Annotated in this window: 8 protein-coding genes and 1 pseudogene; 1 reads left to right on the top strand and 8 read right to left on the bottom strand. The window is 59.7% G+C overall.

Annotated features, from left to right (window positions below; all coding sequences use genetic code 11):
• Positions 1 to 132: 132 nt before the first annotated feature.
• The 5 genes from rpoC to rplA all read right to left on the bottom strand — a co-directional run bounded on the left by rpoC (position 133) and on the right by rplA (position 11625).
• The gene (gene rpoC / locus BLW03_RS14425; protein ID WP_074656036.1) at positions 133 to 4326 is read right to left on the bottom strand and encodes a DNA-directed RNA polymerase subunit beta'; all 4194 of its coding nucleotides are present in this window, start codon (positions 4324 to 4326) and stop codon (positions 133 to 135) included.
• A gap of 151 nt (positions 4327 to 4477) precedes the next feature.
• On the bottom strand, positions 4478 to 8959 hold the full coding sequence (rpoB, locus tag BLW03_RS14420; RefSeq protein WP_074654695.1) for a DNA-directed RNA polymerase subunit beta: 4482 nt from the start codon (positions 8957 to 8959) through the stop codon (positions 4478 to 4480).
• A 658-nt stretch (positions 8960 to 9617) separates the two neighbouring features.
• Complete coding sequence (gene rplL / locus BLW03_RS14415) at positions 9618 to 9992, bottom strand: 50S ribosomal protein L7/L12 (protein ID WP_014787159.1); 375 nt, start codon at positions 9990 to 9992, stop codon at positions 9618 to 9620.
• 151 nt (positions 9993 to 10143) lie between these two features.
• A complete protein-coding gene (rplJ, locus tag BLW03_RS14410) occupies positions 10144 to 10830 on the bottom strand; it encodes a 50S ribosomal protein L10 (protein ID WP_074654694.1) in 687 nt (228 codons plus the stop codon).
• A gap of 84 nt (positions 10831 to 10914) precedes the next feature.
• Positions 10915 to 11625: a 50S ribosomal protein L1 gene (rplA, locus tag BLW03_RS14405; RefSeq protein WP_074654693.1), complete on the bottom strand. Its 711-nt coding sequence runs from the start codon at positions 11623 to 11625 to the stop codon at positions 10915 to 10917.
• A gap of 478 nt (positions 11626 to 12103) precedes the next feature.
• On the opposite strand from rplA, the pseudogene BLW03_RS21230 reads away from it, so the two are divergent.
• Positions 12104 to 12634 (top strand): annotated as a pseudogene (locus BLW03_RS21230) (VanZ family protein); the annotation flags it as partial.
• 302 nt (positions 12635 to 12936) lie between these two features.
• Here BLW03_RS21230 and BLW03_RS14395 read toward each other — a convergent pair.
• From BLW03_RS14395 to BLW03_RS14390, 3 genes are all read right to left on the bottom strand, one after another.
• Positions 12937 to 13356, bottom strand: a complete 420-nt coding sequence (locus BLW03_RS14395; RefSeq protein ID WP_244502209.1) for a VanZ family protein — start codon at positions 13354 to 13356, stop codon at positions 12937 to 12939.
• A gap of 269 nt (positions 13357 to 13625) precedes the next feature.
• Positions 13626 to 13778, bottom strand: a complete 153-nt coding sequence (locus tag BLW03_RS20660; RefSeq protein ID WP_170835044.1) for an MFS transporter small subunit — start codon at positions 13776 to 13778, stop codon at positions 13626 to 13628.
• Between the two features lie 20 nt (positions 13779 to 13798).
• Positions 13799 to 15175: an OFA family MFS transporter gene (locus BLW03_RS14390; RefSeq protein WP_074654690.1), complete on the bottom strand. Its 1377-nt coding sequence runs from the start codon at positions 15173 to 15175 to the stop codon at positions 13799 to 13801.
• Positions 15176 to 15266 lie beyond the last annotated feature (91 nt).

Here is a 15266-nt window from a genome sequence, read left to right as displayed (position 1 = left end):
CCGCGCTGTCGCGAGACATCCACGCAGCGTGCGCGATGCAAGCAGAAGGGCCGACTCTTTCGAGTCGGCCCTTCTGCTTTGATCGGAACCCATGTCTCAGAAGCGAGACGTGGGGCACCCGGTTTCGTTCGGTTACTCGGCGGCGAGTTCTTCCTGTTCGCCTTCCATGCGCATTGCCTCGAGCTCGCGCTCTTCGGCGTCGTGCGCTTCCTGAACTTCCTGCTGGATCTTCGCTGCCGCCTCTTCCAGCTCGGGTGAGAGCTGAACGTTGCGGTAGTACTCCATGCCGGTGCCGGCGGGGATGAGGCGGCCGACGATGACGTTCTCCTTCAGGCCGCGGAGGGTATCCACGGCGCCGTTGATGGACGCCTCGGTGAGGACGCGGGTCGTCTCCTGGAAGCTGGCAGCCGAGATGAAGCTGTCGGTGGACAGCGACGCCTTGGTGATACCCAGCAGCAGCGGACGGCCCGTGGCGGGACGGCCACCTTCCTTGGTGACACGATCGTTCTCCGCGTCGAAGCGGAAGCGGTCGATCTGCTGCTCCATGAGGAAGTTGGTGTCATTGACTTCGTCCACCTTCACCCAGCGCAGCATCTGCCGCACGATGGTTTCGATGTGCTTGTCGCTGATCGCCACGCCCTGCAGACGGTAGACTTCCTGGATCTCGTTGACCAGGTACTTCTGCAGTTCCTTCTCGCCCAGTACCGCCAGGACGTCGTGCGGGTTCAGAGGACCGTCGAACAGCTTCTCGCCGGCCTGCAGACGCTCACCCTCCTGCACGTTCACGTAGATGGAGCGGGGTACGGAGTACTCGCGCTCTTCGCCGTTGTCCCCGGTGATGTAGATCTTGCGCTGACCCTTGACCACATCGCCGAAGCGGATGACACCGTCGATCTCAGCGATGGTGGCCGTCTCACGCGGCTTACGCGCTTCGAACAGTTCCACAACGCGGGGCAGACCGCCGGTGATGTCCTTGGTACGGGTCGACTCACGCGGGATCTTGGCGAGGATGTCACCAGGGGTGACCTCTTCTCCGTCCGCGATCATCAGGTACGCACGGCTTGGCATCAGGTAACGCTTCTTCGATCCATCGTTGCCATTGACCAGCAGAGCGGGCTGACGCTTTTCATCGGGAGCGTCCGCAACCACCAGGCGCGACAGGCCGGTGACTTCGTCCACTTCGTCGTTGAGCGTGATGCCCTCCTGTAGATCCTTGAACTGGATGGTGCCGCCGATTTCGGTGACGATCGAGTAGGTGTACGGATCCCACTCACCGATCGTGGTGCCGATGTCGACCTGAGCTCCATCTTCCACACGCAGCTTCGCGCCGTAGACGATGGGGTAACGCTCGCGCTCGCGGCCCTTGTCGTCGACGATGGCGACCTGGCCCGAACGGTTCATGGCGACCAGGTTGCCGTCCTTCGCGCGAACGGTGTTCAGGTTGATGTACTTCAGCGTGCCGGCATTCTTGGCATCGAGGCGCGACTGATCCGAAACACGCGATGCGGTTCCACCGACGTGGAAGGTACGCATCGTGAGCTGGGTACCAGGCTCACCGATGGACTGTGCCGCGATGACGCCAACGGCTTCGCCCATCTCAACCATCTTGCCCGAGCCGAGGTTACGGCCATAGCAGAGCTTGCAGACGCCGCGCTTGGATTCGCAGGTGAGCACGGAGCGGATCTTGACCTTCTCAACGCCGGCTGCCTGAATGTCAGTCGCCTTCGTCTCGTCGATCTCCTGGTTCACGTTGACGATGACCTTGCCATCGACATCCTTGAACTGCTCCAGCGTGACGCGGCCGATGATACGGTCGCGCAACGGCTCGATGATCTCGCCGGCTTCAATGATCGGCGTGACATAGATGCCCTGCGTGGTGCCGCAATCGGACTCGGTGATGATGACGTCCTGTGCCACGTCGACGAGGCGGCGGGTCAGGTAGCCCGAGTCAGCCGTCTTCAACGCGGTATCCGCCAGGCCCTTACGAGCGCCGTGCGTCGAGATGAAGTACTGCTGCACGGTGAGGCCTTCACGGAAGTTTGCCGTGATGGGCACTTCGATGATTTCGCCCGACGGCTTCGCCATCAAACCACGCATACCGCTGAGCTGACGAATCTGCTGCTTGGAACCACGCGCACCGGAATCGGCCATGATGTAGATCGGGTTCATGACTCCTTCCTTGTCCGCCTGCTTCATGTTGTTGAACATCTCATCGGCGACGCGCTCGGTAACGCCCGACCACATCTGGATGACCTTGTTCGAACGCTCGCCGTTGGTGATGGCGCCGTCCAGGTACTGCTGCTGCACAGCGATGACCTGCTTCTCGGCCTCGTGCACAACGGTGTATTTGGAAGCCGGGATGACCATGTCATCCAGACCAACGGACAGGCCCGAACGCGTCGCGTACTGGAAGCCGAGTTCCTTGATGCGGTCGAGCGCCTTCACCGTGACTTCGAGGCCCAGGTTCAGGTAGCAGTAGTTAATGAGCTGACCAATGCCCTTCTTCTTGAGCAGGCCGTTGATGTACGGCATGCCGTCCGGAAGAGCGTCGTTCAGGATGGCGCGGCCAACCGTGGTCGAGATGAACTGCTTGTTGTACTCGACCACTTCGGTGTGCGTCAGATCCTGATCGTCATACGCGGTCGTCAGATCGAGCACGGGACCGGTGTAACGCAGACGGATGGGCGACAGCGTCTCAACCTGCTTCGCTTCGAGAGCCATCAGCACTTCTTCGATGTTCGCGAAGACGCGGCCTTCACCCTTTGCGCCAACCTTGGCCTTGGTCACGTAGTACAGACCGAGGACGAGATCCTGCGTGGGGACGGTGATGGGCTGACCCGATGCGGGCGACAGGATGTTGTGCGCAGCAAGCATCAGGACCGATGCTTCGACCTGTGCTTCCGGCGACAGCGGGATGTGGACGGCCATCTGATCGCCGTCGAAGTCGGCGTTGAACGCCGTGCAAACGAGCGGGTGGATCTTGATTGCCTTGCCCTCGACGAGCACCGGCTCGAACGCCTGGATACCCAGACGGTGGAGGGTTGGTGCGCGGTTCAGCAGGACCGGGTGATCCTTGATGACCTCTTCCAGGATGTCCCAGACGATGGGTTCCTGCATCTCGACCATTTCCTTGGCCTGCTTGATCGTGGTGCAGTGACCAGTCTGCTCAAGGCGGTGATAGATGAAGGGCTTGAAGAGCTCAAGCGCCATCTTCTTCGGCAGGCCGCACTGGTGAAGCTTCAGCTCTGGTCCGACGACGATAACGGAACGGCCCGAGTAGTCCACGCGCTTGCCGAGAAGGTTCTGACGGAAGCGGCCCTGCTTGCCCTTGAGGGTGTCAGAGAGCGACTTGAGCGGACGGTTGTTCGCGCCACGAAGGACGCGGCCACGACGGCCGTTGTCGAACAGAGCGTCGACAGCTTCCTGCAGCATGCGCTTTTCGTTCCGAACAATCACTTCAGGCGCATGGAGGTCCATGAGCTTCTTGAGGCGGTTGTTACGGTTGATCACGCGGCGATAGAGATCGTTCAGATCCGACGTGGCGAAGCGGCCGCCATCAAGCGGCACAAGGGGGCGAAGCTCAGGCGGGATCACGGGGATCACGTCGAGAATCATCCACTGAGGCTTGTTGTCCGAACGACGGAAGGCCTCAACCACCTTCAGACGCTTGGCATACTTCAGCTTCTTCTGCAGGCTCTGCTCGACCTTCATCTTCTCGCGCATTTCAATGGCGAGCTCTTCGATCTCAACGCGCTTGAGCAGTTCCTTGATGGCTTCTGCGCCCATCATGGCCTTGAAGCCCGAGGGACGGTACTGCTGGTCGAGCTCGCGGAAGCGGGTCTCGTCCTTGATGATCTCGCGCTCCTTGACGGGCGCATCACCGGCGTCGATGACGACGTACGACTCGAAGTACAGAACCGCTTCGAGCTCACGCAGCGAGATGTCGAGCAGGTGGCCGATACGCGACGGCAGGCCCTTGAAGAACCAGACGTGCGAGCAGGGCGAAGCCAGCTCAATGTGGCCCAGGCGCTCACGACGGACCTTGGACAGTGTGACTTCAACGCCGCACTTGTCGCAGATAACGCCGCGATGCTTCATGCGCTTGTACTTGCCGCAGAGGCACTCCCAGTCGGTGATGGGTCCGAAGATACGCGCGCAGAACAGGCCATCGCGCTCCGGCTTGAAGGTACGGTAGTTGATCGTCTCGGGCTTGGTCACCTCACCGTGCGACCACGAACGGATCTTCTCGGGGGATGCGAGAGAGATACGGATCGCGTCAAAGTCGGTGATGGGGCCGGACAGTTCAAAGGGGCTCGAACGGAACATGTTGTTAGTCTCCGTGCAGTCGCGGCGGTTGGCCGGTCCTGCGGTTGTGCTGCTGTTCGCGGTCACTTGTGGCGGGCCGCATGCCCTAATCCAAAAAGTTTGCGCGTGAGGTGGTGTCGAGGGCGTTCAACCCTCGACACCTTCACACGACTTAGTCAGCAGCGGCTGCGATGGGCAGCATCGGGATCTTCTTCAGATCCTCCTGCTTGACCAGCTCTACGTCGAGGCAGAGCGACTGCAGTTCGCGGATGAGCACGTTGAACGACTCCGGCACGCCGGGCTCGATCGCCGCCTCGCCCTTCACGATGGCTTCGTAGATCTTGGTACGGCCGAAGACATCGTCGGACTTGGCAGTGAGCAGCTCCTGCAGGATGTATGCAGCGCCATAAGCCTCAAGGGCCCACACTTCCATCTCACCGAAGCGCTGTCCGCCGAACTGTGCCTTACCACCCAGCGGCTGCTGCGTGATGAGCGAGTACGGTCCGATGGAACGAGCGTGGATCTTGTCGTCCACAAGGTGGCTCAGCTTCAGCATGTAGATGTAGCCAACGGTCACCGGCTGTTCGAACGGCTCGCCGGTCATACCGTCGAACAGTTCGGACTTGCCCGAGGAGGGCAGACCAGCCGCTGCGAGCAGCGCCTTGATCTCCGTCTCACGTGCGCCGTCGAATACCGCGGTACCGAACCAGATGCCCTTCTTCATGCCGGCCGCAACACGCACCGTCATCTCGTCATCGAGCTCGAGGAGCTGGTTAAGAGCCGCCGTATCCTTGAAGCGCGCCTTGAAGAGCTCGCGGATCTCGTTGGCGTTCTCAGCCTGTGCTGCCATCTCGGCAACCATGGCGCCCAGCTTGTGCGCGGCCCATCCAAGATGCGTCTCCAGGATCTGACCAACGTTCATACGCGAAGGCACGCCGAGCGGGTTCAGCACGATCTCAACGGGGGTACCGTCGGGAAGGTACGGCATGTCCTCTTCCGGCAGGATGCGAGCAACGACACCCTTGTTACCGTGACGGCCTGCCATCTTGTCGCCGACCGAGAGACGGCGCTTCATCGCGATGTACACCTTGACCATCTTGATGACGCCCGGGCTCAATTCATCGCCCTTCTGCAGCTTGCTGATCTTCTCGTTGGTGATCTTGCGCAGCACATCGATCTGGCGCGAGGTCATCTCCTCGATCTCATCGATCTGCTCGTTTACGCGGGGATCCTTGTCGGCGTAACGAATACGCTTCAGGTTGCGCGTGCTGATCAGCTCGATGGTGTCGCGGTCGAGGTTGTCGCCCTTGGAGAGCAGCTTCTTGTTGGTGCGCTCGTCATGCAGGTCAGCCTGCACTTCCTTGCCACCCAGAATTGCCTCGAGGCGCTTGAGACGCTCGTCCGTCAGAATGCGGATTTCGTCAGCCAGGTTCTTCTCCAGCTTCTCAATCTGCTCCTGCTCGATGGACTTCGCGCGCTCATCCTTTTCCTGACCCTTGCGGGAGAAGATGCGGATGTCGACGACGGTGCCTTCGATGCCGGGAGGGCACGTGAGCGAAGCGTCACGAACATCGCCGGCCTTTTCACCGAAGATGGCGCGTAGCAGCTTCTCTTCCGGCGTCAGCTGGGTCTCGCCCTTGGGCGTTACCTTGCCGACGAGGATGTCGTTGTGACCAACCTTTGCACCGATGCGGATGATGCCCGACTCGTCCAGGTCACGCAGAGCGTGCTCGGAAACGTTGGGGATATCGCGCGTGATCTCTTCCGGTCCCAGCTTCGTGTCGCGTGCTTCGATCTCGAACTCCTCAATGTGAATCGAGGTGTAGTAGTCCTCGCGGACCAGCTTTTCCGAGATGAGGATCGCGTCCTCGAAGTTGTAACCGCGCCACGGCATGAAGCCGACGAGCACGTTACGGCCAAGACCAAGCTCGCCCTGCTCTGTGCAAGGACCATCCGCGATCACCTGGCCCTTCAGAACACGGTCACCCTTGCGGACGATCGGCTTCTGATTGATGCAGGTGTTCTGGTTGGAACGCTTGAACTTCGTGAGCTGGTAGATGTCCGAACCAACCTCACGCGACAGCTGCGTGGGGTGGTGCTCGCCTTCTACACGAACGATGATGCGCTCGGAGTCGACCGAGTCGATGATGCCGTTACGACGGGCAAGGATCACAGCGCCGGAGTCGCGCGCGGTAACGCCTTCCATGCCGGTGCCGACAAACGGAGCCTCTGCGACGAGCAGGGGAACCGACTGGCGCTGCATGTTGGCGCCCATCAGTGCGCGGTTCGCGTCATCGTGCTCAAGGAACGGCACGAGCGATGCGGCCACGGAGACGAGCTGCTTCGGCGAGACGTCGATGTAATCGACCTCAGCCTGCGGCACCAGAACGAAGTTGCCCTGACGACGAGCGTTGACCAGATCTTCGGTCAGCTTGCCGTTCTCATCCAGCGTGATGTTTGCCTGCGCGATCGTGTGGCGATCCTCTTCCCATGCGGACAGGTAGAAGGAGAACGGCTCGGTCTCAATGACACGCTTGCCATCCTTCGCCAGCTGCTGCTTGAGCTCACGCGCCTCGTTGATCTCAATCGGATCACCCTGGCGGAAGCCGCTCTCACCAGCATTGGTGACGGCAACGTAGTCGACGACCTGGCCGTCCTTGACCTTGCGGTAAGGCGACTCGATGAAGCCGTACTCGTTGATACGCGCAAAGCACGACAGCGACGAGATGAGACCGATGTTCGGGCCTTCCGGCGTCTCGATCGGGCAGATACGTCCGTAGTGCGTCGGGTGAACGTCGCGGACTTCGAAGCCAGCGCGTTCACGCGACAGACCACCAGGTCCAAGGGCCGACAGACGGCGCTTGTGCGTGATCTCGCTCAAGGGGTTCGTCTGATCCATGAACTGCGACAGCTGCGAGGATCCGAAGAACTCGCGGATGGCAGCCATGACGGGCTTGGCGTTGATGAGATCGTGCGGCATCGCCGTCGACATCTCCTGGTACACGCTCATCTTTTCCTTGATAGCGCGCTCCATCCGCACAAGACCGATGCGGAACTGGTTCTCCATCAGCTCGCCAACCGCGCGGACGCGGCGGTTGCCAAGGTGATCGATGTCGTCCACAAGGCCAATGTTCTTACGCAGCTTGAGCAGGTAACGGATGGTTCCGTAGAAGTCTTCCGGCGTCAGTGTGCGCTTGTCCAGGTTGGTTGCGTCCTGGCTCTCGTACAGCTTGATGTTGAACTTGAGACGGCCCACGCGCGAGAAGTCGTACTTGCGCGGATCGAAGAACATGCCTTCGAAGAGAGCGGTCGCGGTGTCCAGCGTCGGCGGGTCGCCCGGACGCAGCTTGCGGTAGATCTCGATCAGAGCTTCCTCAGGCTTGCGCACGGAGTCACGCTTCAGCGTGTTCGTGATGATGTTGCCAACGTCGTCCTTCTCAGGGAAGAAGACCTCGAAGCCCGTCGAACCGGTCTGCAGAATCTTGTGCAGTTTGTCCGCGGTGGCTTCCTGGTTTGCCTCGTACAGCAGCTCGCCCGTGGTCAGGTCGACTACGTCGGCAGCGAAGATCGCATTGTCGAAGTCGCTCTGCGCAACTTCGATTTCAGTCACGCCACCTGCGCGCATCTTGGCCAGCAGCGAGGAGCTGATCTTGCGGTTTGCCGCAACGATCTCCACACCGTCGGTGCCGTTGATGGCGTTCGCCGGCTTGATGCCAACGATGTTCGTCGTGCCCTCTGCAGGGATCTGCCAGTACATCTTGCCGTCACGCAGCGAGATGTTGTCCGCCGTGTAAAAGGTCTTGAGGATCTCCTCGTCCGTGCGCAGACCGAGCGCGCGCAGGAAGATGGTTCCCAGGAACTTGCGCTTGCGATCGATGCGGACGTACAGGATGTTCTTCTGGTCGTACTCGAACTCAACCCACGAACCGCGGTACGGGATGATCTTGCCCAGAAAGTAGGTGCGGTTGTTCGCCGTCTCGAAAAAGACGCCGGGCGAACGGTGCAGCTGGCTAACAATGACGCGCTCGGTGCCGTTAACGATAAACGTACCGTTGGCAGACATGAGCGGGATGTCGCCAAAGAAGACTTCCTGCTCCTTCATGTCGCGCAGGGTCTTCACACCTGTCTCAGGATCCTTGTCGTAGATCTTGAGCCGGATGGTGACCTTCAGCGGTGCGGCGTAGGTCATGCCACGCTCTTCGCACTCTGCCTGGTCATACTTCAGTTGCAAGCCAACTGGGTCACCGCACTTGGTACAGAAGTCAGGGGTGTTCTTGTTGTAGGTACCGCAGAAATGGCAGAGCACATCGCCCGGGTGGAAGGGATCCGTGATGACCATGTGGCCGCAGTTCACGCAGGCCGTGCGCAGGTGGTTCAGACCCTTGAGGTAGCCGCACTTGCACTCCCAGTTGCCGATGGAGTAATCGACGAACTCGAGTTCGGAGACGTTGCGGAAGTCGGTGATTGGGAATACGGATGTGAAGACCGACTGCAGTCCATTGTCCTCGCGCTCCTGGGGGAGCTTGTCCATCTGCAGGAAGCGCTCATAGCTGCGGCGCTGGACCTCGATGAGGTTCGGGATCTGGATTGCGGTTGGGATCTTCGAGAAATCGAGACGGCTGCGAAGGGCGCGCGTTTCGGTGTTGCTTGCCATACGTTGAGACTCCCCTGGTTCGTGCCGAGGCCTCTCCTGTCCATGACATCGCATCGAATGCGATGACTGACCTGAGAGCCGGAAGATACCGTGTGGGCGGCTCTTCCGTGGGTGATGTGCGCTTTGAAGACTGCCGGAGTTCTACCTCGGTGAAAACCCTGGCGCGCAGTGAAATGGGCAGAATGCCCGGTGGTGGATACGAAGGTTGCTACGAAACTTATGAGTGTCTTACTGCTCTGGCTCCTGGGACCGTTACGAACAAGTGCCGGACTACTGCGGCCTTCCGGAAATTAACTCCGGGGACGCGAAATCGCTCACAGGGACAGGAATGCCCGTGAGCGCAAGATCCGACTTTTGCACTGAATCGATAATGAAAATACCTGCCGCCCCTTAGTGAGGTTGCCCGCCTCAGGGTTGCTGCCGCTCTTACTGCCAGACTGCACCGCAAACCTCCGCCGCCCGAGGTCTGCAATGGCCGGCTCACACATGAGCCGGATGAGGTTCGATTGTCGTTTGTGTCGACCGTCGCGCCGTTACGCAGTCCTACGCAGGGCGGTCATCTTCCAAAAGTAAGAATACTGCGAACGGAAGATTTGTGCAACATATGAAACACGACAAAACGGCTCCCGGCCGTGAAGCCGGGAGCCGCAAGCCGGAACTACTTGATTTCTACGGTTGCAACGCCGTCGAACTTCTTGGCAACAGCAGCTGCCTCGTCCTTCGAAACGTTCTCCTTGAGGGGCTTGGGAGCGCCGTCAACGAGATCCTTTGCTTCCTTCAGGCCAAGAGCCGTAACTTCACGCACCATCTTGATGGTGTTGATCTTGTTCGCGCCGGCATCCTTCAGGATGACGGTGAACTCGGTCTTCTCTTCTGCAACGGGAGCCGCTGCGCCGCCGCCGGCTGCCGGAGCTGCCACTGCTGCTGCTGCTGCCGAAACGCCGAGACGCTCTTCAAGCTTCTTTACAAGTGCCGAAGCCTCAAGCAGGCTCAGGCTAACGATCGCGTCTTCCAACTGCTGGATGTCTGCCATGATGTTTTCCTTTTAAATCAATCTGGTGGTGCAAACTCGTAGTGCTGATTACGTCTCCGAAAGCGTTCCTGCTGCTTCGGCTGCCCTGCTCTTCCGGAAGGTTTCCGATGCGCCCAGACTGCGCACCCTCCAGTTGAAAAGAGCGAATGTTTTATGCGCCTTCGACCGGAGCCTCGGTGGCTGCAGCTTCCGCCTGCGGCGATGCACCCTCGGTATCCTCAGCTGCCGGAGCAGCCTCGATCTGAGGTGCTGCCTCAACTGCGGTAACTTCTTCCGTCGCGGGAGCAGCTGCAGCCGGTGCGTCTGCACCCTTTGCGAACTTCTCCTTCTCGACACCCTGGTTGATCACGACTGCAAGGTCGCGACCCGTTGCGTTCATCACGGTCACCAGGCGCTGAGCCGGCGCGTTGATGAGCCACAGGAGCTTGGCGAAGAGCTCTTCCTTGCCCGGCATGGTTGCCAGAGCCTGGACTTCGCTCACATTGAGAACCTGGCCGTCGACGATGCCAAGCTTGAAGGTGAACTGCGAGTTGTCCTTCACCCAGGCAGCCAGTGCCTTGGCGAGTGCGACGGGATCGCCGGAGGTGTAGGCAATGGAGCTGACACCCTTGAGGCCGCCGAGTGCGCCCTCAATTTTGGTGCCTGCGCCAGCCTTGGGAGCCAGCTTGTTCTTCAGAACGCTGTACTTGCCGCCTGCGTTACGAACCGTCTTGCGAAGGTCAATGTCCTTGTCCGCGGTCATCGCGGAGAAGGTGCCGATGATGGCAGCGGTCGCGCCCTGGAGGTCTGCTGCCAGCCCCGCGACCTTCTGGTGCTTCTTTGCTTTGGTCAATGCCATGGTTCAATCCTCTGCTGAGCTTCCGCCCAGATAACCGGGCCCATGCCCGATCGAATACATCTGCCGCGCATGCGGCGAAAGTCGTTACGCCTTTGCGGCGAGTTCGGCGACAGCCTGATCCAGCTCGATGCCGGGGCCCATCGTGGACGAGAGATAGATCGCCTTGATGTAGCGTCCCTTTGCAGCGGAAGGCTTCGCCTTCACCACAGCGCCGATGACGGTCATGGCATTCTCAACCAGCTTCTGCGCGTCGAAGGAGCTCTTGCCCACAGGAACGTGAACCAGCGCGGTCTTGTCAGCGCGGAACTCGACCTTACCGGCCTTGATTTCCTTAACAGCAGCGGCCACATCCGTGGTCACCGTACCGGTCTTCGGGTTCGGCATCAGGCCGCGGGGTCCGAGGACCTTACCGAGGCGACCGATGGAACGCATCATGTCCGGGGTTGCGATCAGGGCGTCGAAGTCGGTCCAGGATTCCTTCTGGATCTTCTCAACAAGCTCTTCACCACCAACGATGTCGGCACCAGCCTCAGTCGCCAGGCGCTGATTCTCAGCGGTGGAGATGACAGCGACCTTCTTTGTCTTGCCAAGGCCGTGCGGCAGGATCACGGTCGCGCGGACCATCTGGTCAGCGTGACGGGTATCCACACCAAGGCGCAGGGTGATGTCGACGTTCTCGTCAAACTTTGCATACTTGATCTTCTGCAGAAGGGGGACCGCGTCGGTCAGGGCGTAGGGGCGGGGCTCAACAGCCGCGCGCGCCTTTGCCAGATTCTTCGAAATCTTACGAGCCATTTGCTATTCCTTTGTCTCCCACCGCACGAACCATTGGACAAAGCGGGCTGATGGATTCTTCTAGCCCAGCGGGTATGCCTCGCGTTGACTACAGCTTTTCGCTTTCGCTCAAGCTCCCCAACGAGGGCCCCACCCTTTGTCCGCAGCGTTACTTCTACGCTGAACCCGCCCCGAATTGCGATTACTCAACTGCTGCGGGGGACGAGCCGTTCGGCCGTGGTGATTGACGAAGCTGCTTGCGCAGACTTCGATGTGCAAGAGGACCGGCGGTACAGGACACGCACGGAGGCTCAGACACTTTTACTAGTATGCCCGGAGGTCTGCAGGAAGTCAACTGGATGCAGTGGATTGCGCATATCTCCACCAACAGTCCCACTCCCGCGCCTGACTGCAACCGTCATATTTTCCACAGGAACGCGAAGTTCTTGCAGCTTGTAAATCTCCTCAAAACGTTGCTTCGAGGTAAGTGACTCATAAGATGGCTGTTCGTCATATAACCGTAAATGGCCCGCTTCGTGCATCTACAAAGTTAACGATAGACGAAGGTACGCGGGAGAACTTACGAGTGGCCACCACCGATACAGCAGCGGCACCGAAAACAAATCAATACGCGTGGATTCCGGTGTTCTGTGGCATCGCGGTGATCTGCATGGAGTCGACGAACAAGATGGGTGCGGTGCAGACCAGCATCTGGCTCCGTGAATTGCTCAGACACTTCGGACAGGACAATGGCGGCGCTGTCGGATTGTTGAATCACTACCTGCGCAAGGGTGGTCACTTCACTGGTTACGGATTGCTGGGTCTCTTCTTCACCAGTGGATGGTTCTCGGTGCTGCGTCGCAAGGCTGTCGCTTCGTGGAGTAGCCTGCGCTTGCGTGCTGGCGCTCTCGGCGTGGCTTCTACGTTGGTCATTGCAAGCGCCGATGAAATTCACCAGATCTTCCTTCCGACGCGTGGCGCTTCGGTCTGGGATGTGCTCCTGGATACCAGCGGTGCTTTGACCTTGAACCTGATCTTTTTCGCTTATTTTGCCATGCGGCGCAACGCCTTGTTGCAGCCCGGGCCTGTCACCAGCCTGGGGTTGTCGATTGCCGGTCTGCCGCAGCGTGTGTCGACTTCGCGTCCGGTGCGCGACCTGGTCAGCCAGTCGAACCGCAGCGTGAAAGCCGTCACGCGCACGATGCGAAAAAGGGATCTCGCCCACGTCCACAATGGATTCCACACCTGCAGAGTTAGTTTCGTTTCATCGCGACAGACGCAAGAGGCACGGCTCAAGCCGTGCCTCTTCTTGTTTAGACTGGCGAAGCAGGATCAGTCGGTCTTGGACTTGCGAAGCCAGGAGATCGATACCAACATCACGAGTGTCGCCGCCCCGGCCGTATCCAACCACACGTCTGTCACAAGTCCGGTGCGGCTTGGCAGGAAGCTCTGATGGACTTCATCGAAAGAGGCCGTCAGCATCGTGCAGAAGATAGCCATCGCGACGCAGTATCCGCGCCATCTTGCTGTGGATAGACTTTGGAGTGGCACGACCCAGGTCAGCATCCATCCCCGAAGCAGGGCAAGGCACAGACTTCCGTAGCCAAGGAAGTGTCCGGTCTTTCGGATGTGGTGATGCACTACGGGCCAATGCTCATCCGATGCTGCGCCGAAAATTGCTTCGTAGCCCTTCCGCATCCAGGCAGACGTGTTCTCCGACGAGAAGCCATTCGTCGACTCACGCGCGATCACTGCGAGAGCGAGTAATACCGGCAGCCATACCAGCAGAAACCAGGTCACTGCGGAGCGGCTTTGGAGAGGTCTGCGGCCGCCCAGCAAAACAGGGCGCGTCAAGCGTGCGACTCCAGTGCTTGCAGATGCTTCAGGGATGAAGGATACCTGGATCGAAAGCCGGAGGAAGCGCTAGCCACGCTCGCAAGGGACTGCCACTGGAGATGTTCTGGATGCACACGACCATGCTACTAAAGCATCCTTGCTTGGTGGGATAACCGATCGATCGGTCACTTCGCGACAGGAGTAGTCACAGCAGGCGGTGACGTGAAAAGCTTTGCGGCGTTAAGCCCTGTCTTGTACACGCCCCACACAAGCGGCAACGCAACCAGTAACCAGGCTCCGACGATCAACGCCGGCGAGGACGTTCGACTTTCGCTCATGACAACTCCTTGTGGAACGGTTAATGAGCAGGCGCTTCCGCCGCACCGGCCGGAACCTCACGCATCCAGTACTTCTCTGCTACCGGCCGTACCAGCAGGTTGGCAATGAAGCCCACAACAAGCAGGCCAGCCATGATGTGCAGGACAAGGCGGTAGCCATCCAGGCGATTCAGACCCGCAGCCTTGTAGTGATCCAGGATGCCGTTCACGATCAGCGGCCCGATGATGCCTGCGGTAGACCACGCCGTCAGCAACCGGCCGTGGATGGCGGAAACATTGAAGCCGCCGAAGAGGTCTTTCAAGTATGCCGGGATTGTCGCGAAACCGCCGCCATACATAGACAATGCCACGCACGCAATGGCCACGAAGAGTGAGACTGAGTTGATGTGATTCGAACCCGTATACGGCATCAAAAAGTAGAGAACGGGACCCAGCGTGAAGAAGCAGAAGTAAGTCGCTTTGCGTCCAAAGCCATCCGATGCACTGGCCCAGAAGAATCGACCGGCCATGTTGAGCAGGCTCAGCATCCCGACGAAGCCAACGGCTGCCCCGGCAGTAATCCGCCCCTTGAACAGATCCTGGATCATCGGCGCGGCCTGCTCCAAAATGCCGATACCGGCAGTGACATTCGTGCACAGCACGATCCAGAGCAGCCAGAACTGCGGTGTGCGCCACGCCTGCTCCACCGTGACGTTGTGCGGGCTGATCAGACCCGTCGCGGTCTTGGGGACATAGCCTGCAGGCCTCCAGTCAGCAGGAGGCACCCGCATCGTGAAGACGCCGAACATCATGAACAGGAAGTAGAGCGTGCCCATGGTGACCCAGGTGGCTGGAATCGGGTTCGCATGACCAGCCGACCTGAAGTACGCCATGAGCGTATTGCCTAGCGGCGCACCGATGAGAGCGCCTCCTCCGAAGCCCATGATGGCGAGCCCCGTCGAGAGGCCCGGGCGATCCGGAAACCACTTGATCAGCGTCGAAACTGGCGAGATGTAGCCTAGCCCCAGCCCGACGCCTCCGACCACGCCATATCCCAAATAGATCAGGGCAAGACTATGGAGCGAAGCGCCCAGCGCCGCGATCTGGAAGCCTGCACCGAAGCAGAGTGCCGCATAGAACATGGCACGTCGCGGTCCCGCCTTCTCCAGCCATGCACCGAAGAGTGCCGCGGAAAGACCCAGGACAGCGATGGCGATGGAAAAGATGTACCCGACCTCCTTCAACGACCACAGAGCCCCATCGGCTCCGTGCAGCGCAAGCAGCGGGTTCTTGAAGACCGAGAAGGAATAGACCTGACCAATGGAGAGGTGGATCGCCAGCGCAGCTGGCGGTACCAGCCAGCGACTGAAACCCGGTGCAGCAATGGAGCGATCACGATCGAGGAAGCTGAGAGCCATGGGGAGTGAACTCGATCCCGCGGCGCGGGACACTTTGTGCGAGCACATTGAATCAAAACGCCGCGATCTGGACCATCGCAAACGCAGAGGA

It is taken from the genome of Terriglobus roseus, assembly GCF_900105625.1.
GTDB classification, from domain to species: domain Bacteria; phylum Acidobacteriota; class Terriglobia; order Terriglobales; family Acidobacteriaceae; genus Terriglobus; species Terriglobus roseus_B.
This window is presented reverse-complemented; position numbering and strand designations above follow the sequence as displayed.